Below are 23,263 nucleotides of genomic sequence, written 5' to 3'. Positions count from 1 at the left end.
TATATTTATGATTTATTATATTGCAGACTGTCATTTTTACCACGCAGCCCTCAATACCAAGATGGACCACAGGGGCTTTGCGGATGTGGAAGAAATGAATGAATACATGATAAAAAAGTGGAATGACAAGGTTACCAATCAGGACACTGTCATAATTCTTGGGGACCTGTCTCTTGGAAAAGTAGAAGAGACCAATGAGCTTATCCATCGTTTGAAGGGTAAGCTTTGCCTTATTAAAGGAAATCATGATAAGTTTGTTGATTCACCGGACTTTGATTCCGGTAGATTTGAATGGATAGACAATTATAGAGAAATAACTGATTCACAGAAAAAGATTGTCTGCTGCCATTATCCGATACCATTTTATGAAGGACAGTATAGAAAAAGGCATAACGGCGATCCCAAAGTCTACATGATGTATGGTCATGTCCATGAAACAAGAGATGAGATCCTTATGCAGAGGATCATCAATCTGATCAGAGAAACTCCCTATACTCCTATTGGCAGTGAGCACGAGAGCACAATTCCCTGTAATATGATAAATTGTTTTTGTAAAAGATCAGATTATACACCATTGACTTTGGGAGAATGGATAAGACTATGAAGTTTAGACTGAAAAAGAGAGTAGTTATTTTATTTATCATAATGATTTTTTCTGCAACGATTACCGGCTGCGGCAGGGGATATAGCATTTCAAGTGCACTTATTCAGAAGGCGGTAGGCAGATATTATCTTACCGGTTGGCTTTTAATGAATAAACCCTTTAGTAAACTTACTTCAGTACGTAATGAAACTGATTGGGGAGGATTTACTCAAACTGATGGTTTGACTCAATTAGTTACAGGAACCTATTACTACAAGTTAAAAAAGCATAGAATTTCATATAATCTGGCTTCAGATGAGTACTATACTGATGATCTTGTGGAATATGCAAATGAGTATACTGCAGAATACTTTAAGGAGCAGCTTGGGATATCTGATGAAGATGATCTTGTTCTTACTTTTGAACCTGATTATTTTATAACCACTACTTCTTACAGAAATCCTTCCTATAAGTACGAGGATACCGTAAGAAGTAACCTTTTTCCCTCTTCGTTTACGAAAGAAGACGTTGAAAACTATGTCTTAAACAGCAACTCTTCGAACATTAATGACTGCTATATTATCAGTTCTAAATCCTGCCTGGAATATGAGAGCATATTAGACTTTGATAAGTATTTGAGCTTCCGGGATCATATATATTCAATTACTTTATACTGCAATGATGGATTTGTGGAGTATGTATGTGATTCTCATGATAGATATATAATTAATTCCCCTACTGATGAGGATCCTGAAATATATGACTATAATACTGATCAATATATGAAAAAATCAGAATATGATAAAACTGCTAAACTTGATGATGAATACTTTATAAACATGTATCAGAATAAAATATATGAGCCGGCAGAGGGGATTAAAATAGAGTATTATGACACATACAAGCAAGCATTTGCTTATGACCCGGAGTCAGACAGCTTTAAAGAATCATCCTATGAAAAAGAAATACATGATCCCGATGAATTTAATGTAAAAACCTATGGAAATGAAAAAACTACTTCATTTACTGTTAATGTTTTTACCGAGTGTGATATTGCAGTAAAAAATTATAAACATAATAAAATTAGCGTTAGCTATAAATATGATAATAAACCCGGAACTGCATATAACAAGGAGACTTTGTATAAATTCGGCGAATACAAATATATAGGTTACGTATACGAACAGAATCGCATTGAGAGGATTGGGAAATTTTATCCTGATGAAGGTAAAAGGTTTTTCATGCCGTCTGAATATCATTCAGAGACAACTGTTTCTGTAAGATTAGATTAGTTCAAGCACTATGTGAATATAAAAAAGCAATAATTGTCTGTTTTTAGGGACGAAATAGTGCTAATATGTGTGTTGGTGTTTTAATTAAATTATTAACGTTTATAAGAGGTGAGTGATTATGAAATTCTTTATCGACACAGCTAACATTGACGAAATCAGAAAAGCAAATGACATGGGCGTTATTTGCGGTGTTACTACAAACCCTTCACTTATCGCTAAGGAAGGCCGTGATGTATATGAAGTTGTTGCAGAGATCGCTTCAATCGTAGACGGACCTATCAGCGGTGAGGTTAAGGCTACAACTACAGATGCTGAGGGCATGATCGCTGAGGGACGTGAGATTGCCAAGATCCATCCTAACATGGTTGTTAAGATTCCTATGACTGTAGAGGGACTTAAGGCTTGTAAGGTTCTTTCTAAGGAAGGCATCAAGGTTAACATGACTCTTATCTTCACAGCTAACCAGGCTCTTCTTTGCGCAAGAGCAGGCGCTGCATTTGTTAGCCCATTCCTTGGAAGACTTGATGATATCAGCGTTCGTGGAACGGACCTTATTTCTGAGGTTGCTGAGATCTTCAACATCCACAACATCGAGACAGAGATCATCGCAGCAAGCATCCGTCATCCTATGCACGTAACAGATTGCGCTCTTGCAGGTGCTGACATCGCTACAGTTCCTTACAAGGTAATCGAGCAGATGACACATCATCCTTTAACAGATGCTGGTATCGAGAAGTTCCAGAAGGACTACCTTGCTGTATTTGGTAAATAATTATATTGATAGATAATTTCATATCTTGATTACTAAATCATGGTAAAATATTGTTAATAAAACGATATTTTATCATGATTTTTTTGTGTCTTATAAGGATTTGGAGTGATTGTTATGGATGAACAACAGAAGCTGAGAAAACTAAGACATACAGTTTATATAAGCGGACTGGGCGTTTTGCTTTACGGAGTATGGAGTCTTTTGAAGGTGGCAATATCTGTAATAGCAGATGATGATGTTCTTGGTCTTAATGAAATTGAACTTGATGCGGAAAACCCGGCTGCAGAGCTTATGTTTATTTATATTTTTGCTGCTATTTTTATTATTATTTTGATCCTGGTACATTATTACCTGGGGCGATGTGCCATGAAGGTGGGCAGGTATTATTCAAGGAAAAGATTTTTCCTTATCCCCACTGCTTTGACTGCTGTATGGTATATTGCTTCCATTCCTCAAACATTTGAGGACCTGAAGGGAAATATAGAAAACTTTGATACAGCAATAACATCTGCCTTAATAGATATAACTCTCATAATTGTGCTTATCGATATAGTTATTTCCACCATTAGAATCAGTAAAATTGAACGTAAATTAGAGCATGAGGAAAGGCAGTAACATGCAGGAAGATTTTCATTATTATGCCACATACTGCGCCGCATTTCTGGCCGGTTATTCCCATGAAGAAAGCCTTGATATAGCTTACAGTGCGCAATTTGTGGATCTGTGTTCAAGATCATTTTTATCTAAGATACATGGCCCGTCGGATGCGGCAACAACACAGCTTTCGCTGGAGCTTATGGACGCAAGAACTGATATTTTAGGGCTTCAGGATATAACCAGAATATGGGCATCCTTTCACTTTTTACCCAAAGACCTGTATGCTGAGAAAAAGGGCAGAACAAGGCGCTATATGTATAAATACAGGCTTATCTGCGGACCTAACGGCAGCCTTGTCAAGGATACCGTTACCTTAGCGAAGGACAAACCGGTTCAATCAGTTGGGATAGCCATGCATGTTCTTGCGGATACCTGGGCACATTCTAATTTTGCGGGAACCCCGTCACTGGTTATCAATAATACAGATTATGATTTTACAGAAATTCTCGGGACAGGGGAAAATAAGAGCGAAAGGGCCATTAAGTTCAGACACAGTACCTCTGTTCCGGATGATCTGGAAAATGGCATTTTTACTAATTCCATCACGCAGACCAATGAAAATTCAATTATGAATCTTGGTCATGGCCGGGCAGGACATCTTCCGGATTATTGCTTTATGAGGTATAAATATGTTCCCGCCTGGGGTGATTACACTGTTATCACAAAGGATAACCCCTCTGATTATAGAAAGGCTTTTTGCCAGATGATCTATGCTATGAAATTTATCAGAGGAGAATCAGAGAAATTTGAACTGGAAACGTATGACTATGACGCCATAGAGAACTGTTCCTCCAGAATTCAGGAGATCCTTGAAAAAAGACAACTTATTGCAAGCGACGATTGGAAAATTTTTGGTGAGGAGCTTTCCGGGGAAAGTATCGCAGATTTCGAGCTGGAAAAATATACGAAGGAGTATATTGATGCTTCCAAGGATAGTAAAAAGGATACGTTTCTCGGTAAATTTATTGATGGAGCCATAGCCCAAAAGAGCATGGTAACAAACAGGATTTACAAATCAAAGAATGTTCTGGCAGGTTTTTCAAAAGAGATATTCAGAATAGGAGATGCTGAAATCGGATGACAAAGTTTCAACGTATAAAATCTTTTTTTGCTGCTTTGATCATATTTCTGCTGGGGATTGATCTTATTGGTTTTCCAAATGGAAGCAGTAGCAGGGTTTTATCCCTGCTTGCCCTGGCACTGACTTTTTCCGGGTTAAACACCTTGGCATATTTCTTTAATATGGCAAGGTTTATGGTGAACGGTCGGCTTATACTGTTCAAGGGCCTTGTCCTATTGGACCTGGGGCTTTTTTCAGTCTCAATTCTCAGCGTACCAAATATTTATATATTGCTATATTTGGCAACTATCCATGCCTTTGCCGGCCTTGTGGAGATATTGAGAGCCATGGAGTCCAGGAGAGTAGGTGCAGGTTCCTGGAAACTGAAGTTTTTCCATGGTCTTGTGGATATGATCATTGCACTCAGCTGCATTGTATTTTTTAAAAAGGAAAATACCATCGGTATTGTCTATGGTTTTGGACTGATTTATTCAGCCATATGTCGTATGATCAGCTGCTTTAGAAAAACCACGTTGACATATATCCAGTAATATAAAATTTTATAGAATTTTTCGAGATTATGTGTGCGTAAAACCGTAAAATATTATTGTTAGGAAGGTAAATTACAGTGAACGACGAAACAACCATAAATGATCGGATGCACAACGTTGTGCTGATAATCATCACAGTTGCTAGTCTTGGTGCTGTTGTGGAATCCATTACGCAGGGGTGGGAATTCTGGGTGCCGCCGCTGATTTTTGTCGGTTTAGCCTCCGGATGGATCATTCACGTGACTCATTATGGAAAAAGCACACTGAGAGAGCATTATTATCTGATTTTTTGCATGCTGGTTTCATTTTTTCATGGAGTGCATGAGTCCAGCTTTTTTGACGTGGTTGTTATATCTCTGCTTCTTATGCTCACTATTACCCTGTTTGGTCATAGAGAGTATCTTATCTTAATTCTTGTTGAATATTTCCTTTTAATGATCTTACAGCTTTTCCTTGCTATAAAAGGAAAGACTATGGAATTTAATGCTCTTTTGATATCCAGGATCTTCCTTCATTGCTTTGTTGAAGTCTGCGCTTTCAGAGTTCTTAGCGTAATTATCAGGAAAACATCAAAAAATGAAGAAGCTTTAGAAAGACAGAATACAGAAAAAGAATGTACTAAGCTTGAAATGGAGGACTTTCTTGTAAATATTTCCCATGAACTTAGGACGCCTGTCAATGTAATCAATGGTCTTTCCAGTCTTATTCTGAAAAAAGAGGACAGGGAAGATGTAATTGCCATCAGGGAAGCCGGAGAAAGACTTGCAAGGCAGATTGAGGATATTCAGGATTACAGCGAGATTCAGAGGGGCGATGTAGTACTTGAAGAAGATAAGTACATGATTATATCTCTTTTGAACGATATAATCGCAGAATTCAGGGGCAGAGACAATAAAAAGAATCTCGAATTCATCGTGGATATTGACCCCAATGTGCCATGTACTCTCATGGGTGATGTTAATAAGTTAAAAAAGATCCTTCATCATATGCTCAGCAATGCTTACAAATTCACTAAAAGAGGCGGTGTATATCTGAAGGTTTCCGGAATCATGAGAGATTATGGCATAAATCTCATGTTTGAGGTTTCTGACACAGGTATCGGAATAAAAGAGAAATATATAGATATGCTCTCCAAGGGTGGTTATCAGACCGATAGAAAAAGAAACAGGAGTACCGGCGGTATAGGTTTGGGTCTGCCTATTGTATATGGTTTTGTAAGAGCGATGGACGGTTTTGTTTCCATTGAAAGCCAGGTCAAGGAAGGTACTACAGTTAAGGTATGCATTTCACAGGAGATTGTTAATCCTGAGCCCTGTCTTTCTGTGAACAGCGGTAGCTTTGTAAATATAGCTTTGTGTAATAAGCCTGATAAATACAAAGTAAATAAGATTAGAGATTTTTATCGCAATATGGCTACCAATCTGGCCTCCGGACTTAGGATCAATCTTTATTCGGCTTCAAATATCAAGGAATGTGAGAATCTTGTAGACAGAGGCGGAATTACCCATGTCTTTACAGGCATGGAGGAATATAGCTCTAATTCTGACTATTTTGACTATCTTGCTACAAAAAATATAGTTGTAATCGTTGCTGCCTCCTATGGATTTAAAGTGAAGGAAGGAAGCTGTGTTCAGCTTATGCCAAAGCCTCTTTATGGCGGCTCCATAGTAAAAGCAATAAATGGAGATGCGAACAGTTTTATAGGCTCTCTGGATAATTATGAAAAGCCCATGTTTGACGGAGTCAGGGCGTTGGTTGTAGATGATGAGCCTATGAATCTTGTGGTGGCTACAGGTCTTTTTAAGGATTACAACATGATAACCGAGACAGCTTCAAGCGGTATAGAAGCCATAAAGCTGTTTAATGAAAATGACTATGACATTGTGTTCATGGATCATATGATGCCTGAAATGGACGGCATTGTGGCTATGAACAGGATTAGAAACATTGCCCAGGAAAAGCAAAAAAGAGTAGTAATGATAGCTCTTACGGCAAATGCTATCAGCGGTGCAAAAGAGATGTTTATGCGAGAAGGCTTTGACGGTTTTATAAGTAAGCCCATTGACATAAACAGCTTTGAAAGAACTATGCTCAAAGTTAAGCCGGCCCTTGAAGGTGCCAGAGGAGGTCTGAATGAAACTGATTAAAAAGTTCAGGTCTCTGATATCGGATACCTCAAGAAGTTTAAAAGAGCGTGTATTTGTGATGCTGACACTGATTGCACTTGTCACTCTTGTTATCACGCTTATCGGAGATATAGCTTATCAGGATAATATTGTTGAGATAATGGCTATCCTGATCACCCTTATTCTTGTGCCTTTCGCCACATTCTGGGCTTATAAGAAAAATAAGATTGATTTTGCCACCAAACTAATATCTTTGGGAGTTGTTTTTGTGGTAATTCCATTATCCTTCATATTTGGCGGAGGAGTTAACGGCGGAACAGTGCCCTGGCTTATATTCAGTTATCTCTATATCGGACTTGTTATCACCGGCTGGTGGAGAACTTTTATGCTGGCTGTAATGTCAGTAACGGTGATAGCACTCTATTATATAGGCTATGCATATCCTGAACTTATCCACAATAAATCAAGGGACATAGAATTCCTGGATTCTGCGCTGGCAGTAATCGAGGTTGGACTTGTGTGCTTTATTATGACCTGGTTCCAGAACAGGCTCTATAACCAGGAAAACAAGAAGGCTAAAGAGGAAACAAAAAAGGTAGAAGACCTGAACAATGCTCAAAACAGATTCTTTTCCAGCATGAGCCACGAGATCAGGACTCCTATTAATTCCATATTAGGTCTGAATGAGATCATTCTTCGCCAAAAGGACGCTTCCGACGAAATCGTAAGAGACGCTACAAATATTCAGGGGGCAGGCAGGATGCTTCTGGCCATTATCAACGATATCCTGGATTTTTCCAAAATAGAAGCAGGAAAAATGGATATTGTTCCCGTGAATTACAACCTGGCATCTATGATTTCAGAAATTGTTAATATGATCTGGCTACGAGCCCAGGAAAAGGGGCTGGAGCTGAAAATCGAAGTGGATCCTTCCATACCTGCGGAGCTTTTTGGCGATGAAGTAAGGATCAAGCAGATTCTTGTAAATCTTTTGAATAATGCAGTTAAATACACAAGAGAAGGCTCTGTCACTCTTCATATCGAAAAAGAAACCATGAATGAGGATCAGGTGGCTCTCAGCTTATCTGTATCTGACACGGGAATAGGTATCAAACAGGATGCCCTTCCGTATCTTTTTGATGCTTTCCAGAGAGTGGATGTTGAGAAAAATACGAAAATAGAAGGTACAGGACTGGGACTTTCGATTGTTAAGCAGCTGGTTGATCTTATGGGTGGAAGGATCACTGTTAACAGCGTTTATACACAGGGGTCTACTTTTATCGTTACGCTGTGGCAGAAAGTATCCAGATTTGATGCCGTAGGAGAGATAAATATACTGGGTAATCTTGGAAGTCAAAAAAGGAGTGATTATACGGTCAGTTTTACAGCTCCTGACCTAAGACTTCTTATAGTTGATGACAATGAGATGAACCTGGAGGTTGAAAGAAAGCTTTTGGATGGTACAGAGATCATTATTGATACCTGTATGAGCGGTGTTGAAGCTCTCAACCTTACTTCGATTCATAGATATGATCTGATATTTATGGACCACCTTATGCCTGAGATGGATGGCATAGAGTGTATGCAGAATATCAGAAAACAGGCTGCCGGATTAAATAACAAGGTTCCTATCATTGTTCTTACTGCCAATGCCGGGGCTGAGAATAAAGAGCTTTACAGAAGGAGCGGATTTGAAGGATATCTCGTTAAGCCGGTAACAGGAAGAGCTCTTGAGGACATAATAATTGAACATGCACCAAGAACGAAGGTGCATATTTCCGACGAAACCGATATTTCAAGACTTTCCATGAATACCATAAGAGGCTATAGCAGAAAGATTCCTGTTCTGATAACCACAGGAAGTATGTGTGATCTGCCAAAGCATGTTATCAGGAAATATCAGATAGAATCTATTCCTTTTGTAGTAAAAGGCAAGGACAGAATTTTTTACGACGGTGTGGAAGTTCAGACCGATGAGCTTTTAAGATATGTTAAAAACGGTTATGAATATGTTTCTGATGCGCCTTCCGTTGAGGAATTCGAGAGATTTTTTGCAAAAGAATTAAAGAAGGCTTTGAATGTGATCTATATCTCTACAGCCGGAAGTTTGAGTAATGAGTATGAAAGGGCTTCTCAGGCTGCTGAGACCTATGGAAACGTATTGGTATTCGATTCAGGCTTTGGCTCCAGTGCGTCAGGAATGCTGGTTTTACTGGCTCAGAGAATGGCATCCAGAGGAGATTCCGTGGAAAAGATCATTGATGAGCTTAAAAAAGCAAGAAGCGCCATACATTGCAGTTTTGTTACAGATGGCTCCTTCTATGTCCGCAAACGTGACAATTATTCTATAGGTGCCTTAAACATCATGAAAACCTTTAATATCAAACCGGTAATCAGATGTAAAGAAGGCAGATACAGAGTGACCCAGATAGGTCTTGGTGAACATAAGGATGTTTACAAGAAGTATATAGATCATGTCCTTCCTCTAAGCTCAAAACCTGACCTGGATATAATTTTTGTGATCTATTCGGAACTCAATGAAGAACTTCAGGATTATATTAAGGAGCTTATATTAAGGCGTCATCAGTTTATCAATATTGTATTCCAGAAAGCTTCACCTGTTCTGGCACTCAATGCCGGAATAGAGGCTATCGGTGTTTCCTATATTGAGAACGGAAATTCTTCCTACAATATCAGTTCAATGATGTTTGGCGATGAAATTCAGGGACCTGAAGAACAGGAAGAAGAAAACGAAAATGAAGAGCCTGAGATCGACGAACAGGAAACTGTAAAGCAGTGGTATGAGGAAATCGACGGAATCGATGCAAAGAGCGCTATAGAGAACAGTGGTTCAGAGGATACTTTCAGGACTGTACTTAAGATCTTCTATGATTCGTTGGAAGACAAAATAAATGAAATTGACAGCTATTTTTCCAATGGGGATCTGGAAAATTACACCATTAAGGTTCATGCCATGAAGAGCTCCGCAAAGCTGGTGGGGGCTTTGGAACTTTCAGATGATGCAAAAGAACTGGAAAAAGCCGGTAAGGAAGGAAACACATACTATATCAGGGAGAATCACAGTCCTTTTGTTACTAAACTAAGAAGCTTTCATGATGCGCTTATATCCCTGTTTGATGAAGAGCAGGATGTGGAGGATGAAGCCGAAGATAATGAACCCGTTCCATGTGCTGATGATTACAAAAACATACTGGTAAAGAGCCTTTATGATGCACTGCTTAATGAAGTAAATGAAAATGATTGTAAAGGATTAAAGAATATTCTTGATGAAGCAGGGCAATGTGATATGCCGGGAGAAGTAAAGGCTGATATTGATAAGATAAAAGAATTATATGAAGCAGGAGACCTGGAAGGCATAAAAGCAGTGCTGATCAAATCCGAGGATTACTAAATGAAAAATGAGGTGCCGTTAATAAAAAGAATATATACCATAGTCTTCAGCGTTTCTGTGATTATGCTCATTATCATGATCCTGTTTCTTACTGATTTCTTTGATCAGAGTTTCCGTGATCATATAAGAGACTTTTCTGATGCCTGGGTATTGGAAAACGGTGAAACTGTCTTTATTGATAATGTCAAAAACGGTGATTATGGCGGAAAAGTAACGCTTTTCAAGCAGCTTCCTATGGATGTCTGTGACAATGACAGTTTATGTTTTGAATCTAATAATGCCAATTTGAAGGTATTTATTGAAGGTCAGGAAATATACAATTTTAAATCCGAAAAGAATATTAGTGGCTATGGTTACGGAATTGTTTTTCATGAATTGGGATTATCTAAAGCCTACGTCGGAAAAACAGTAGAAATAGAATTTGAGGGTGTATATGAAGGCTTTGGAGGAGCCGGAATTTCTAAAGTTTATATAAGTCCTGCGGATGATTATATACATTTTAAGCTGATAGAAAATGCTCCTGGTGCTGTCAGTTCATTGATTATAGGTATTTTTGGTATGATGCTTCTGTTTTCATTCTTCTTTGTAAGGAATGGAAAAGATCTTCCTTTTGACGTTGCAGCTCTTGGCATTACATCATTTGTTATGGGGCTTTGGCTTTTTATCGATACAAATGTTCCACAGATATTATATGGCGATATATATGTCTGGCGTGTGTTGCACAGAATAATCATATTCTTTGTGGCATTTCCTCTTGTGGCTTTTTTTAACTCCCTTACAGAGCACCAGAGAGGTATTTATCATCATGTGAGCCTTACTTTGTCAGTCTTTTTCCTGGCAACTCTTTTGATCTCAAGATACATTTTCGGCATCGACATGATAGATTCCTTTGCAACAATAATTTCAGCATATCTTTCAACTATCGTTGTTGTCATTTTTATCATTTTTGTGGATAACAGCGCATATTGCAGACGAAAAGGCGTTGAACAAAGGGTGAAGTATGTATTCATTGGAACGGCTGTACTTATGGTTTCAGCTCTGATTGATCTGTTTGTTTATGAAAAAAAGCTGATCAGGGGTGATTCCTTCGGTACATTCACCCGTATAGGCATGATGCTTTTTATAGGAATAATGATAACCAATTTCCTGAGCTGGTGGTCTAAGGACCAGGTTCTTATCGGAAGAGACAGATTTGTTAATAAGATCATGCATTATGCGATTTCTTCCAATTCTCCGGACGATATCATCAGTTCGATTTTGGAATATATAGGAAAAGAGCTGAAAGTAGGAAGACTTGTAATTTTTGAGGATCAGGGAAACGGAAAATTCCATGGTTCCTATCAGTGGTGCAGGGAAGATAAGGATCCCGGAGCCATCGACCTTTTGTATCTTCCCTATAAGGGATTTGTGGAGGATGTAGAAAAGACCTTTGAAGTAACAGGAAACAGGCTGGTGGTTTCGGATATTGAGGAATATAAGAATTCAAATCAGCAGCTGTATAATCTTTTAAAATCAAATCATATTGAAAACATGGTAGCGAGTCCTCTTAAGATAAATCAAAAGCTCATGGGAATGATAACTTTGCTTGAGCTTCCTCATGGACTGTTGTCTGAGGCTTCGGAAATCATCGGTCTGACTTCTTATTTCCTTTCTCAGCTTCTTTTGAGACGTGATGAGGATAAGAGACTCAGGACCTTTATTTACAATGATTCTCTTGCAGGAACATTGAACAGAAGAGCCTATAAGGAATTTATCGAGGAAAAACTTGATCTTTCTTCACCTTTTGGCTATTTCGTATGTATTATCCAGGGCCTGGAGAATGCCAATAAGATGCTTGGTTTTGATTCGGGAGATAAGATGGTAATTGAAACCTCCAATTATCTTACCGAAGTTTTCGGAAAAGAGAATGTTTTCAGAATAAGCGGATCAAAGCTTGTGGCCTTTGGCTTTGAGTCGGAAGAAGTATTTTTCCAGAATGATATTGAGAGATTTAAAAAGCAGATCTCGGAAGTTGGAGTTAAACTACAAACCGGTGCAGTGTACTGCATTTATGGAGCAAAGGACATAAATGTAGTGATTAACAAAGCCAATGAGCTGTGTTATCAGGATGGAAAATAAGATTATAATTCATATTTGGATTTTTTCTTGGAGATCTCGTTCATATAGGCTGCGGTTATGATACCTGTAGGCAGCGCGATTACGGCCATTCCCACCAGGGCAGAGATCATGGTGATCATCCTTCCCATGGGGGTAACAGGGGAGATATCTCCGTAACCTATGGTGGTGATGGAGATGGTGGCCCAATAGAGGGCGTCAAAGAAACTGTTGAAAATATCAGGCTCTAACTGGAATATCAGCATTGCAGAAACAAAAATATAAATGATTATCAGTATAAGCACTGCCAAAAGCTGTGTTTTTACTTTTCTTATGACATTTGCGATGACAATCATTGTCTTGGAATAGCGCACAAGCTTAAACACCCTGAAAAATCTGAAGAGTTTAAGGAGCTTGATAAGGGTATTTACAGGGAGAAAGAGCGAGATTACCGGAACGATCGAAAGAAGGTCAAAAATAGCAAGGGGCGTAAAAATATATGCAATGTAAGCTTTGCTGCTTTTATAGCCCATTTTATAATCGGCGGTGTAAACTCTGACACAATAATCAATAAGAAAGAGAAGACTGGTTAAAAGCTCAATGATCTTGGTATAGGTGCTCTCAGCTTTTAAAGTCATGGGAACAAGGCCTACTATGACAGCGGTGGTGATCATGACATCATAGGCTCTGCTGGAATCATCTCCGATATTTGAAACTTCAATGACTTCGTAGATTCTTTTCTTTCTGTTATACATTTTTACATATTTCCTATAATAAGCGCTACAAGACCAAGCCCAATAAGTGCCAAAGTTACCAATCTGCAGTACAGTATGAAAACTGTGGCCTGGGTCTGTTTCCTTTTGTCCTGATAGATGCCGGAATCATCTATAAGATGATTTTGATCAGCTGATTTATCACCCATATTTATAATCCTCTTTTTTATCGTAGCATACGTTATAACGCTAAACAATTAAGGAAATATAAACAAGCTTGAAAAAGGGCTGTTTTTGATGGAAAATGATAATGTTGAGATGAAAGGAGTTTCCATAATATGGCTGAACATACAATTAGTAATGACAGATTATCATTGACAGTATCCGAGCACGGAGCCGAGATCAGATCTCTTATAAGAAAAAGTGACGGCAAAGAGCTTATGTGGCAGGCTGATCCCGCTTTCTGGGGAAGGACATCACCGGTTCTTTTTCCTCTTGTAGGTAACTATTTTGAGAAGGAATCCGTCTATGACGGTAAGACCTATACCATGGGGCAGCACGGATTTGCCAGAGATATGGATTTTCATCCTGTGGCCATGACTGATACCAGTCTCAAATTCCTTGTCAGGGATAATGAGATGACTAAGGAAAAATATCCTTTTTCCTTCTATTTGACAATTGCATATGAGCTTGAGGGCGACACTGTTAAGGTCGTATGGAATGTAAAGAATACAGATATCAGGACAATGTACTTTTCTATTGGCGGACATCCTGCTTTTAACTGTGATTTAAAGAGTGCAAAGCTTTTATTCGAAAAAGAGAAAAGTCCTGTAAAAGGAAGTCTTATTTCCGGAATAATAGAAGGCGACGGCAGCGGATGTCTTTCTGACAGACAGAAGAGTCTTAAGCTTAATAATGGCATCCTTGATCTTTCTGAGGAGATGTTTGATGAAGATGCTCTTATTTTTGAGAATTTCCAGAGCGATACCGTAACTCTTATGGATGTACATGAAAGAAAAGTTTTGTCACTTTCCTTTGATGCTCCGCTTTTCGGAGTGTGGTCCCCGGCAGGCAAGCATGCGCCCTTTGTATGCATAGAGCCCTGGTATGGCAGATGCGACAAGGTTGGATTTAACAAGAAGATTGAAGAACGTGAATATGGCACAGCTCTTCAAATGGGAGAAGAGTTTATAACCAGTTATGATATAAAGGTTTTTTAATACTGTTAATACTGTTAAAACTGCATCAAAAAATGGTGCAGTTTTTCTTTATTTATGTTGACTTTAACGATTAAAAGCGTTAAAGTATTAAAAGAAAAAAGAATGCCTAGGGGGTATATATGTTTATCAAAATTCTATTACTTGTAATCTTTTTTGCTCTGATGCTGACTATTGGTTTTATCTGTCGCAAGAATTCCACTGATGTAAATGGTTTTGTGCTCGGTGGCAGAAGCGTAGGTCCTTGGGTTACGGCCTTTGCTTATGGTACATCTTATTTCTCAGCGGTTATCTTCGTAGGTTATGCGGGACAGTTCGGTTGGAAATACGGAATTGCTTCTACATGGGTTGGAATCGGCAATGCACTTATCGGTTCTTTGCTTGCGTGGGTTATCCTTGGTAGAAGAACCAGGATCATGACTCAGCATCTTGATTCCGCTACAATGCCACAGTTCTTCGCAGCAAGATTCGGTGGAAGATCTCTCAAGATCGCTGCTTCCATCATCACTTTCATTTTCCTTATCCCTTATACAGCTTCATTGTATAACGGTCTTTCAAGACTTTTCGGAATGGCCTTCAACATTGACTACTCAGTATGTGTAATTGTTATGGCTGTTCTTACCGGAATATACGTTATCGCAGGTGGTTACATGGCTACAGCCATCAACGATTTTATTCAGGGAATCATCATGCTGGTTGGTATCTGCGCAGTTATCTATGCGGTTCTTAACAGCCAGGGCGGCTTTATGGCAGCTCTTGACGGCCTTGCAAGAATTTCAGATGAGACCGTAGCAACAACACCCGGTGTGTTTGCATCATTCTTTGGTCCCGATCCTCTCAACCTTCTTGGAGTTGTAATCCTTACATCTCTCGGAACCTGGGGACTTCCTCAGATGGTTCAGAAGTTCTATGCCATCAAGAGTGAGAAAGCTATTGCAAAAGGAACCATTGTTTCCACATTCTTTGCTTTTGTTGTTGCCGGCGGATGTTATTTCCTTGGCGGTTTCGGAAGACTCTTTTCAGATAAGATCGATATCGCTGCAAATGGCTATGACTCAGTAGTTCCTACAATGCTTTCAGGACTTCCTGATTTCCTTATCGCTGTTGTTGTAGTTCTTGTGCTTTCAGCTTCTATGTCCACACTTTCATCATTGGTTCTTACCAGCTCATCAACTCTGACCCTGGACCTTCTTAAGGGACATGTTGTCAAAAAGATGGATGAGAAGCTTCAGGTACTCATTATGAGAGTTCTTATTGTTGTATTCGTAGCTATTTCTGTAGTTATTGCTATTATCCAGTACAAGCAGAACGTAACCTTCATTGCTCAGCTCATGGGTGTTTCATGGGGAGCTCTTGCAGGTGCATTCCTGGCTCCTTTCCTCTATGGTCTTTACTGGAAGGGCACAAGTAAAGCCGGTGTATGGTGCAGCTTCGTATTCTCAACTGTTGTGATGCTTGCTAACATGATCGTAAGATCAAGCTTCCCCAAGCTCCTTCAGTCACCTATCAATGCCGGTGCTTTCTGCATGATCGCAGGCCTTGTTATCGTACCTGTTGTTTCCTTCTTTACAAAGAAGCCTGACAAGGCTCTTGTGGATGGTGCCTTTGCCTGCTACGAAAAGGAAGTTATGGTACATCAGAGTACATCACTTTCAGACGACACGGAGTGATAATTATGCTAGACTTTATGGTGGCGTGGCTTTTTTGGCTCGCCACCATTTTCTTTTTTACGAGGACATTATGATAATAGATATACATACACATACATTTCCTGAAAAAATTGCTGCTAAGGCCATAGAAAGCCTTAGTAAAGAGGCTCATATTGTGGCCAATACTGACGGGACTAACGCAGGTCTTAAGACATCAATGAAGGAGGCTTCCGTAAATATTTCTGTTATTATGCCGGTAGCAACTTCTGCGGAGCAGGTTGTTAAGATTAATGACAGGGCTGTAAAAGTAAATGAAGAGGAAGAGTCTCTTATTTCCTTTGGATGCATTCATCCGGAATTTGAAGACTATAGAAATGAACTAAGAAGAATTGCTGACCTTGGAATAAAAGGAATTAAGATCCATCCTGTGTATCAGAAACTGGATATTGATGATGTGAAGTTCTTGGATATTATTGACTGCGCTGCAGAAAATGGCCTGATTGTCCTTACTCATGCAGGCCTGGATGTGGGTTTTCCGGGAGTTGTGAAGTGCAGCCCCAAGATGTGCCGACATGTATGGGATGAGATCGGTTCTTTCAAGTTTGTTCTGGCACATATGGGCGGCTGGGAGAACTGGGAAGAAGTTCCTGAATATTTTGCCGGTACTGAAGTATATCTTGATACTTCTTTTTCTACAGAGAAGATAAAACCGTTGAATGACGGTTATTGGGATGGCAAGAATCTCTCCATGATGGGAGAGGACAGAGTTATGAAGATAATTAATTCCATTGGCGCAGACAGGATCCTTTTCGGTTCTGACAACCCCTGGACATCACAGAAGGACAGCATTGATTTCATAAAAAGACTTCCTTTAAAGCAGGAGGAGCTTGAAGGAATCCTGGGTGGAAATGCTTATAATCTTATTTGCTCAAATAAGTCCTAAATAATTAACGTAATTTTGATTTTCTAGTTAATTATTTATTAAAATAATAAACAAAAAAGAGACAGCCTTAAAAGACTGTCTCTTTTGATGTGTTGATATTCAGATATTTGCGATATCTTCCTGGGTTAAGATCTTAAGGCCCTTACCTACAAGCTTTGCTTCCGCAGCCTTGGTATCTGCTACACGGAAGATCATATAAGCGTGGTTATTAACGCCTCTTCCAGGGAATGCATACATATACTCGATATTGACCTGAGCGTCTGCAAATACATCCAGGAGCTTGTCCAGTCCGCCTGCCTCATCGGGAATCTCAATAGCAAGAACTGATGTGAGGCTTGCTACGAAATCATTTTCCTTAAGGGTGTTAACTGCATCAAGGGCATCATCAACGATGATCCTTGCAATACCGAAATCCTTGGTCTCAGCCAGGGATGTGGCACGCATGTCTATATTGTTTTTGGCCATGACACTTGTAAGCTTTTTAAGAGTGCCGGGTTTATTCTCTAAGAAAACGGAAATCTGCTTGATACTCATATTTGTATCCCCTTTCCTGTTGCTATTAAAGTCTCTAATAATAGTTTATCATCAGATCTTACGCTTATCAATTACGCGGACAGCCTTTCCTTCGCTACGAGCGATGGACTTAGGTGCCAGGAGAGAAACCTTAGCCTTAATACCAAGCATGGACTTAAGGCCTTCTGAAAGCTTCTTCTGATGCTCCTCAACCTCACCGACGTTATCAGTGAACATCTCAGGAGTCATTTCTACCTGAACATCAAGTGTATCTGTGTTGTTAACACGATCAACAACGATCTGGTAGTTAGCTGCGTAGCCGTTGTTGAGAAGAACTGTCTCGATCTGGCTCGGGAATACATTGACACCTCTGATGATAAGCATGTCATCAGAACGTCCCATAGGCTTAGCCATCTTGATGAGAGTTCTGCCGCAGGAGCATTTTTCTCTTGAAAGCTTGCAGATATCTCTTGTGCGGTATCTGATCATAGGGAAGGCTTCCTTGTCGATGGCAGTGAATACCAGCTCGCCTTGGGATCCTTCAGGTAAAACTTCCTCTGTATCGGGATCGATGATCTCAGCGATGAAGTGATCCTCATTGATGTGCATTCCGCCCTGAGCAGAACATTCAAAGGCAACACCGGGGCCGGAGAGCTCTGTAAGACCATATATATCATAAGCCTTGATGCCGAGAGTCTTTTCGATGTCAGCTCTCATTTCCTCACTCCATGCCTCTGCGCCGAAGATACCGGCCTTAAGTGAGATATCATTAGGACCATAGCCCAGCTCCTTAAAGCGCTCTGCAAGGTAAGCAGCGTAGCTGGGAGTGCAGCACAGGATAGTAGCAGAAAGGTCATTGATGAACATTATCTGTCTGTCGGTATTACCTGAGCTGGTGGGGATGGTAAGGCATCCAACCTTGTGGGAGCCACCGTTAAGTCCGGGACCACCTGTGAAAAGGCCATAACCATAGGAAACCTGACATACATCTTCGTCTGTACCGCCTGCAGCAGTGATGGCTCTCGCACAGCAATCTTCCCAAAGATCTATATCATGCTGAGTATAAAATGCTACAACTCGCTTGCCGGTGGTTCCTGATGTAGACTGGATCCTTACGCAGTCCTTAAGGGGCTTGCCAAGAAGTCCGTAAGGATATGCATCTCTTAAATCTTTTTTGGAAAGGAAAGGGAGCTTGCCAAGGTCATCCACTGACTGGATATCCTCAGGCTTAACGCCTTTTTCTTCCATCTTTTTACGGTAGTAGGGAACATTATCCCAAACATGCTGAACCTGCTTTTTAAGCTTTTCTGTCTGAATGCTCCTAAGCTCTTCTAAAGGTGCGCATTCGATTTCTTTCTGGTAATACCTTTCCATGTGGCTCCTCCCATTTATTTATATAGCGTTTTTAATTTGCGAAGTTTTTTCCAAGCTCGAAAGCCTTTTTGTTCATATCAAGGAACTTGGCGGGAACATTGGCTTCCAGGGACTGCATCCATGCTTCCTCAGGAAGATCGAAGTAGTGTGAGAGTCTTCCCAGAAGTACGATGTTAACGGCCTTGGAAGAGCCTGCTTCCTCAGCAAGAGAGAGGCAATCAAGAGCATCTACCTTGGCTCCGGTAGCCTTTAATTTGTTTACAAGATCCTCAGGATACTCAGCTACACCGGTAATAACGGGCATAGGATCGATCTGCTGAGTATTTGTTACAATCTGGCCATCTTTTTTAAGGAAGGGGAGCCATCTGGCTGCTTCCAGAAGCTCGAAGGATACTATGTAATCAGCTTCTCCTTTATCGATAACAGGAGAGTAAACCTTTTCTCCGTATCTAACGTAAGTAACAACGCTTCCGCCTCTCTGGCTCATTCCGTGAACTTCTGAGACCTTTACGTCATAACCCTGTGACATAAGAAGATGACCCAGTAATTTACTTGCAAGAAGTGAGCCCTGTCCGCCAACGCCCACGATCATTATATTTTTAGTCTCCATGGCTTTAGGCCTCCTTTTCCTGTGATTCAAATGCTCCGACAGGGCAAAGCTGTGAGCATACATTGCAGCCAACGCATAGTGTAAAGTCAACGTTAGCTTTGCCATCCTTCATGGATACAGCAGGACAGCCAATTCGCATACAGGACTTGCAGCCTACACACTTATCGGTATTTACATTAAGCGGAGGATTGTGCTTAACATACTTAAGAAGTGCACAAGGTCTTCTGGAAATGATAACTGAAGGAGCATCTGCGGCAAGTTCTTCTTTTACGACTTTGTCGCACTCATCCAGGTTATAAGGATCAACCACACGAACTCTTTCAAAGCCCATAGCTCTGCAAAGGGCCTCGAGATTAACCTTTCCGGCAGGCTCTCCCTTGATGTTGTAGCCTGTGGTGGGGTTCTGCTGATGTCCGGTCATTCCGGTGATTGAGTTGTCAACGATGACGATAGTGGAGTTGGACTGGTTGTAAGCTACGTTGGCAAGACCTGTCATACCTGAATGCATGAATGTGGAATCACCGATAACAGCAACAGTCTTGTGCTCTGATTCCTGGCCTCTTACCTTGTTGAAGCCGTGAAGAGCTCCGATAGAAGCGCCCATGCAAAGAGTCATTTCTATTGCACCAAGCGGAGGAGCGGAACCAAGTGTATAGCAGCCGATATCTCCGAGAACGGTGCAGTTATTTTTCTTAAGAGTATAGAACAGTCCTCTGTGAGGGCATCCTGCGCACATTACAGGAGGACGGCCGGGAATCTGGTCTTCAATAGTTGATGATGCAGGAACTTCTTTGCCAAAAGCGTTAGCAATAAGTGTCTGTGAAAATTCATCGCAGATAGGAAGAAGATCTTTTCCTGAAACCTCAATTCCAAGCTGTTTTACATGATTCTCAATAATGGGATCAAGCTCTTCAACAACATAGAGCGTTTCAACTTTAGCTGCAAAATCCTTGATCTTTTTTACAGGAAGAGGATTGATCATGCCAAGCTTAAGTACAGATGCTGAATCGCCGAATACTTCTTTTACATACTGATAAGAAGTGGAGCTTGTGATGATTCCGATCTTGGTATCACCCATTTCAACTCGGTTGACAGGAGCTTCTTCTGCATATGCAATGAGATCTGCTGTGCGTTGCTCAACGATAGGATGGCGCTTTTTGGCATTGGCAGGAGTCATAACATACTTTGCAATATTCTTTTCATATTTAAAGTCAGGAACAGTTCTTTCTCCGGGCTCTACAATAGACTGAGAATGTGCGACTCTGGTACACATTTTAAGAAGTACGGGAGTATCATACTTTTCTGAAAGTTCATAGGCGAGCTTGGTAAACTCAAGAGCCTCGGCAGAATCTGAAGGCTCAAGCATAGGAACCTTGGCTGCGATGGCGTGGTGACGGGAATCCTGCTCGTTCTGAGATGAGTGCATGCCTGCATCATCAGCAACAACAATAACAAGTCCGGCGTTTACGCCTGTATAGGACATTGTGTAAAGAGGGTCTGCAGCTACGTTAAGTCCAACGTGCTTCTGTGCGCAAAAAGCTCTTCTGCCAGCAAGAGATGCGCCGAAGGCAGACTCCATGGCTACCTTCTCATTGGGAGCCCATTCACAATAGATTTCATCATATTTGGCAGCTTCCTCGGTTACTTCCGTACTGGGAGTTCCGGGATAACTTGAAATAAAGCAGACGCCGGCCTCATAAAGACCACGGGCCACAGCTTTATTACCAAGCATAAGCTGCTTGTTAGCATTTTTTTCCATTAAAAACCTCCTACCCAAACATATTTTAAGCCGTAAAAAACAGCTTTATGGTGATTTAAAGCGATAAAGCGGCTACTATCTAGGATAATGGATAAAGTGCATAAAATCAAGTATTTTTCCAATTGACCGTTTGACCTTTTTTACAAAAGCTAGTATACTTTACTTTAGCACTTTTGCGTGCTAAAGGAGGTTAAAAAGTAATGCCAATTACAGACTTATTGGAGCGTAATAGCAAATTGTATGGGGACGAAGTTGCTCTTGTGGAGATCAATCCTGAGATCAAAGAGGAACAGAGAGTTACCTGGAAGGAATACGAGCTGATCCAGCCCACTTCCACATCTTATTACAGAAGACAGATAACCTGGTCGGTTTTTGATGAGAAGGCCAACCGAGTTGCAAATATGCTTATTGAGAGAGGTATCAAGAAGGGACAGAAATGTGCCATTCTTCTTATGAATTGCCTTGAATGGCTTCCTATTTATTTCGGAATCCTGAAATCCGGTGCCATCGCGGTTCCTCTTAACTTCAGATTTACTGCGGAAGAAATTGATTACTGTCTTAAGGCTTCCGATTCCGATGTTCTTTTCTATGGACCGGAGTTCATCGGCAGAATCGAGGACATTGCCGAGAAAATCAAGAAAGATACCCTTATTTTCTACGTTGGAGATCAGTGTCCATCCTATGCGGATGACTACTACAGACAGGTTTCCAACAGTTCATCCGTAGCACCCAGAGTTCTTATCGAGGATAAGGACGAAGCTGCTATTTATTTCTCATCGGGGACAACAGGCTTCCCCAAGGCTATTCTTCACATCCATACTGCACTTATGCAGTCAGCCAAGATGGAAGCAATGCATCATGAGACAACCCATGAGGACAATTTCCTCTGTATTCCCCCTCTGTATCACACCGGAGCCAAGATGCACTGGTTTGGTTCACTTTATACAGGAAGCAGAGCGGTACTTCTTAAAGGCAATTCTCCCGAGGCAATATTCAGAGCGGTTTCCGAAGAAGAATGTACAATAGTTTGGCTTCTTGTTCCGTGGGCACAGGATATCCTGGCTGCATTGGACAGTGGCAAACTTAACATAAAGGATTATCACTTAAGTCAGTGGCGTCTGATGCACATCGGTGCTCAGCCTATTCCACCCAGTCTTATCAGAAGATGGCTTGAGTATTTCCCGAATCATAAATATGACACAAACTACGGTTTGTCTGAGTCCACAGGTCCCGGCTGTGTACACCTTGGAATGGAGAATGTTCGCAAGGTAGGCGCTATCGGCGTTCCCGGATACGGCTGGAAGACCAAGATTGTTGATGAAGACGGCAATATAGTTAAACAGGGCGAGATAGGTGAACTTTGTGTTAAGGGTCCCGGAGTCATGGTTGAGTATTACAAGAATCCTGAGGCGACAGCTGAGATCCTCAAGGATGGATGGCTCTTTACAGGAGATATGGCCCGTCAGGACGAGGAGGGCTTCATATTCCTGGTAGATCGTAAAAAGGACGTTATCATTTCCGGAGGTGAGAACCTCTATCCTGTGCAGATCGAGAGCTTCCTTGCCAAGAATGACAAAATACATGATGCAGCTGTTATAGGACTTCAGGATGCCCGTCTGGGTGAGATTGCAGCAGCCATCATTCAGGTAAAAGAGGGAATGACCATGACAGAAGAGGAAGTAGAGCGCTTCTGTGTGGATCTTCCAAGATATAAGAGGCCAAGAAAAATTATTTTTGCCAACGTTATCAGAAATGCCACAGGTAAGATTGACAAGCCCAAGCTCCGTGAAATCTACTGCGGTGAAAAAATAGTTGAAAAGCAGAATCAATCATAAGTTACGACTTCATGGCGGGAATTGTTATTACAGTTCCCGCCATATGTGTTATAATATAAAATGGTGTTCAAAATTACGTATCGCAGAGGTTGATTCATGGGGG

The 23,263-nt window shown here is 40.7% G+C and carries 20 protein-coding genes; 13 read left to right on the top strand and 7 right to left on the bottom strand.

Annotated elements, in window-relative coordinates; all coding sequences use genetic code 11:
- The first annotated feature begins 7 nt into the window (after positions 1–7).
- The 5 genes from T359_RS0101385 (at position 8) to T359_RS0101365 (ending at position 4,385) form a co-directional block, all read left to right on the top strand.
- Entirely contained in the window at positions 8–604 is a 597-nt protein-coding gene (locus T359_RS0101385) for a metallophosphoesterase (RefSeq protein WP_026515918.1), read from the top strand.
- Positions 601–1,875, top strand: coding sequence for a hypothetical protein (locus T359_RS0101380; protein ID WP_026515917.1), 1,275 nt, complete (start codon positions 601–603; stop codon positions 1,873–1,875). The genes T359_RS0101385 and T359_RS0101380 overlap by 4 nt, the downstream gene beginning before the upstream one ends.
- Positions 1,876–1,993: 118 nt before the next feature.
- The gene (gene fsa, locus T359_RS0101375; protein WP_026515916.1) at positions 1,994–2,647 is read left to right on the top strand and encodes a fructose-6-phosphate aldolase; all 654 of its coding nucleotides are present in this window, start codon (positions 1,994–1,996) and stop codon (positions 2,645–2,647) included.
- A 114-nt stretch (positions 2,648–2,761) separates the two neighbouring features.
- On the top strand, positions 2,762–3,262 hold the full coding sequence (locus T359_RS0101370) for a hypothetical protein (protein WP_026515915.1): 501 nt from the start codon (positions 2,762–2,764) through the stop codon (positions 3,260–3,262).
- A 1-nt stretch (position 3,263) separates the two neighbouring features.
- Positions 3,264–4,385 carry a DUF6765 family protein gene (locus T359_RS0101365; RefSeq protein ID WP_026515914.1) on the top strand — a complete coding sequence of 374 codons (1,122 nt, stop codon included), beginning with the start codon at positions 3,264–3,266 and terminating at the stop codon, positions 4,383–4,385.
- Positions 4,386–4,392: 7 nt separating this feature from the next.
- Here the strand turns inward: T359_RS0101365 and T359_RS22945 are convergent, their stop codons facing one another.
- Positions 4,393–4,587 carry a hypothetical protein gene (locus tag T359_RS22945; RefSeq protein ID WP_242839057.1) on the bottom strand — a complete coding sequence of 65 codons (195 nt, stop codon included), beginning with the start codon at positions 4,585–4,587 and terminating at the stop codon, positions 4,393–4,395.
- On the opposite strand from T359_RS22945, the gene T359_RS0101360 reads away from it, so the two are divergent.
- The 4 genes from T359_RS0101360 (at position 4,547) to T359_RS0101345 (ending at position 12,571) form a co-directional block, all read left to right on the top strand.
- Complete coding sequence (locus T359_RS0101360) at positions 4,547–4,915, top strand: hypothetical protein (protein WP_330370147.1); 369 nt, start codon at positions 4,547–4,549, stop codon at positions 4,913–4,915. The two genes, T359_RS22945 and T359_RS0101360, sit on opposite strands and share 41 nt — an antisense overlap.
- A gap of 77 nt (positions 4,916–4,992) precedes the next feature.
- Entirely contained in the window at positions 4,993–7,062 is a 2,070-nt protein-coding gene (locus tag T359_RS0101355; RefSeq protein WP_026515912.1) for a hybrid sensor histidine kinase/response regulator, read from the top strand.
- Positions 7,049–10,453 carry a DegV family protein gene (locus tag T359_RS18935; protein WP_051544850.1) on the top strand — a complete coding sequence of 1,135 codons (3,405 nt, stop codon included), beginning with the start codon at positions 7,049–7,051 and terminating at the stop codon, positions 10,451–10,453. The genes T359_RS0101355 and T359_RS18935 overlap by 14 nt, the downstream gene beginning before the upstream one ends.
- Positions 10,454–12,571 (top strand): sensor domain-containing diguanylate cyclase, encoded by a 2,118-nt coding sequence (locus tag T359_RS0101345; protein WP_026515911.1) that lies wholly within the window; start codon positions 10,454–10,456, stop codon positions 12,569–12,571.
- 2 nt (positions 12,572–12,573) lie between these two features.
- Here the strand turns inward: T359_RS0101345 and T359_RS0101340 are convergent, their stop codons facing one another.
- Both T359_RS0101340 and T359_RS22340 read right to left on the bottom strand, forming a co-directional pair.
- Positions 12,574–13,302: a potassium channel family protein gene (locus tag T359_RS0101340; protein WP_026515910.1), complete on the bottom strand. Its 729-nt coding sequence runs from the start codon at positions 13,300–13,302 to the stop codon at positions 12,574–12,576.
- Positions 13,303–13,304: 2 nt separating this feature from the next.
- A complete protein-coding gene (locus tag T359_RS22340) occupies positions 13,305–13,469 on the bottom strand; it encodes a hypothetical protein (protein WP_155839948.1) in 165 nt (54 codons plus the stop codon).
- A 129-nt stretch (positions 13,470–13,598) separates the two neighbouring features.
- On the opposite strand from T359_RS22340, the gene T359_RS0101330 reads away from it, so the two are divergent.
- The 3 genes from T359_RS0101330 (at position 13,599) to T359_RS0101320 (ending at position 17,069) form a co-directional block, all read left to right on the top strand.
- The gene (locus T359_RS0101330; RefSeq protein ID WP_026515909.1) at positions 13,599–14,480 is read left to right on the top strand and encodes an aldose 1-epimerase family protein; all 882 of its coding nucleotides are present in this window, start codon (positions 13,599–13,601) and stop codon (positions 14,478–14,480) included.
- A gap of 119 nt (positions 14,481–14,599) precedes the next feature.
- Positions 14,600–16,147 (top strand): sodium:solute symporter family protein, encoded by a 1,548-nt coding sequence (locus tag T359_RS0101325; protein WP_026515908.1) that lies wholly within the window; start codon positions 14,600–14,602, stop codon positions 16,145–16,147.
- A gap of 70 nt (positions 16,148–16,217) precedes the next feature.
- Positions 16,218–17,069, top strand: a complete 852-nt coding sequence (locus T359_RS0101320) for an amidohydrolase family protein (RefSeq protein ID WP_026515907.1) — start codon at positions 16,218–16,220, stop codon at positions 17,067–17,069.
- Positions 17,070–17,168: 99 nt separating this feature from the next.
- Here the strand turns inward: T359_RS0101320 and T359_RS0101315 are convergent, their stop codons facing one another.
- The 4 genes from T359_RS0101315 to iorA are packed head-to-tail and all read right to left on the bottom strand — an operon-like array spanning position 17,169 to position 21,325.
- Complete coding sequence (locus tag T359_RS0101315; protein WP_026515906.1) at positions 17,169–17,603, bottom strand: ACT domain-containing protein; 435 nt, start codon at positions 17,601–17,603, stop codon at positions 17,169–17,171.
- 51 nt (positions 17,604–17,654) lie between these two features.
- Positions 17,655–18,956 (bottom strand): phenylacetate--CoA ligase family protein, encoded by a 1,302-nt coding sequence (locus T359_RS0101310; protein ID WP_026515905.1) that lies wholly within the window; start codon positions 18,954–18,956, stop codon positions 17,655–17,657.
- A gap of 31 nt (positions 18,957–18,987) precedes the next feature.
- Positions 18,988–19,566 carry an indolepyruvate oxidoreductase subunit beta gene (locus T359_RS0101305; protein WP_026515904.1) on the bottom strand — a complete coding sequence of 193 codons (579 nt, stop codon included), beginning with the start codon at positions 19,564–19,566 and terminating at the stop codon, positions 18,988–18,990.
- A 4-nt stretch (positions 19,567–19,570) separates the two neighbouring features.
- Positions 19,571–21,325 (bottom strand): indolepyruvate ferredoxin oxidoreductase subunit alpha, encoded by a 1,755-nt coding sequence (gene iorA / locus T359_RS0101300; RefSeq protein ID WP_035783444.1) that lies wholly within the window; start codon positions 21,323–21,325, stop codon positions 19,571–19,573.
- 200 nt (positions 21,326–21,525) lie between these two features.
- Between iorA and T359_RS0101295 the strand changes: the two genes are divergently transcribed.
- The gene (locus T359_RS0101295; protein ID WP_026515902.1) at positions 21,526–23,160 is read left to right on the top strand and encodes a class I adenylate-forming enzyme family protein; all 1,635 of its coding nucleotides are present in this window, start codon (positions 21,526–21,528) and stop codon (positions 23,158–23,160) included.
- Positions 23,161–23,263: the final 103 nt, after the last annotated feature.

Source organism: Butyrivibrio sp. MC2021 (assembly GCF_000621605.1).
Classification (GTDB): Bacteria; Bacillota; Clostridia; order Lachnospirales; family Lachnospiraceae; genus Butyrivibrio.
The sequence above is the reverse complement of the archived record's forward strand: the minus strand, read 5'-3'. Positions and strand labels throughout refer to the sequence as shown.

What these genes read in the sequence shown, in the direction of transcription:
- T359_RS0101320 (WP_026515907.1), top strand. Translation starts at nt 16,218, where the DNA reads ATGATAATAGATATACATACACATACATTTCCTGAAAAAATTGCTGCT.
- T359_RS0101295 (WP_026515902.1), top strand. Translation starts at nt 21,526, where the DNA reads ATGCCAATTACAGACTTATTGGAGCGTAATAGCAAATTGTATGGGGAC.
- T359_RS0101380 (WP_026515917.1), top strand. Translation starts at nt 601, where the DNA reads ATGAAGTTTAGACTGAAAAAGAGAGTAGTTATTTTATTTATCATAATG.
- iorA (WP_035783444.1), bottom strand. Translation starts at nt 21,325, where the DNA reads ATGGAAAAAAATGCTAACAAGCAGCTTATGCTTGGTAATAAAGCTGTG.
- T359_RS0101345 (WP_026515911.1), top strand. Translation starts at nt 10,454, where the DNA reads ATGAAAAATGAGGTGCCGTTAATAAAAAGAATATATACCATAGTCTTC.
- T359_RS0101370 (WP_026515915.1), top strand. Translation starts at nt 2,762, where the DNA reads ATGGATGAACAACAGAAGCTGAGAAAACTAAGACATACAGTTTATATA.
- T359_RS0101305 (WP_026515904.1), bottom strand. Translation starts at nt 19,566, where the DNA reads ATGGAGACTAAAAATATAATGATCGTGGGCGTTGGCGGACAGGGCTCA.
- T359_RS0101365 (WP_026515914.1), top strand. Translation starts at nt 3,264, where the DNA reads ATGCAGGAAGATTTTCATTATTATGCCACATACTGCGCCGCATTTCTG.
- T359_RS18935 (WP_051544850.1), top strand. Translation starts at nt 7,049, where the DNA reads ATGAAACTGATTAAAAAGTTCAGGTCTCTGATATCGGATACCTCAAGA.
- T359_RS0101330 (WP_026515909.1), top strand. Translation starts at nt 13,599, where the DNA reads ATGGCTGAACATACAATTAGTAATGACAGATTATCATTGACAGTATCC.
- T359_RS0101325 (WP_026515908.1), top strand. Translation starts at nt 14,600, where the DNA reads ATGTTTATCAAAATTCTATTACTTGTAATCTTTTTTGCTCTGATGCTG.
- T359_RS0101310 (WP_026515905.1), bottom strand. Translation starts at nt 18,956, where the DNA reads ATGGAAAGGTATTACCAGAAAGAAATCGAATGCGCACCTTTAGAAGAG.
- T359_RS0101360 (WP_330370147.1), top strand. Translation starts at nt 4,547, where the DNA reads ATGGCAAGGTTTATGGTGAACGGTCGGCTTATACTGTTCAAGGGCCTT.
- T359_RS0101340 (WP_026515910.1), bottom strand. Translation starts at nt 13,302, where the DNA reads ATGTATAACAGAAAGAAAAGAATCTACGAAGTCATTGAAGTTTCAAAT.
- fsa (WP_026515916.1), top strand. Translation starts at nt 1,994, where the DNA reads ATGAAATTCTTTATCGACACAGCTAACATTGACGAAATCAGAAAAGCA.
- T359_RS22340 (WP_155839948.1), bottom strand. Translation starts at nt 13,469, where the DNA reads ATGGGTGATAAATCAGCTGATCAAAATCATCTTATAGATGATTCCGGC.
- T359_RS0101385 (WP_026515918.1), top strand. Translation starts at nt 8, where the DNA reads ATGATTTATTATATTGCAGACTGTCATTTTTACCACGCAGCCCTCAAT.
- T359_RS0101315 (WP_026515906.1), bottom strand. Translation starts at nt 17,603, where the DNA reads ATGAGTATCAAGCAGATTTCCGTTTTCTTAGAGAATAAACCCGGCACT.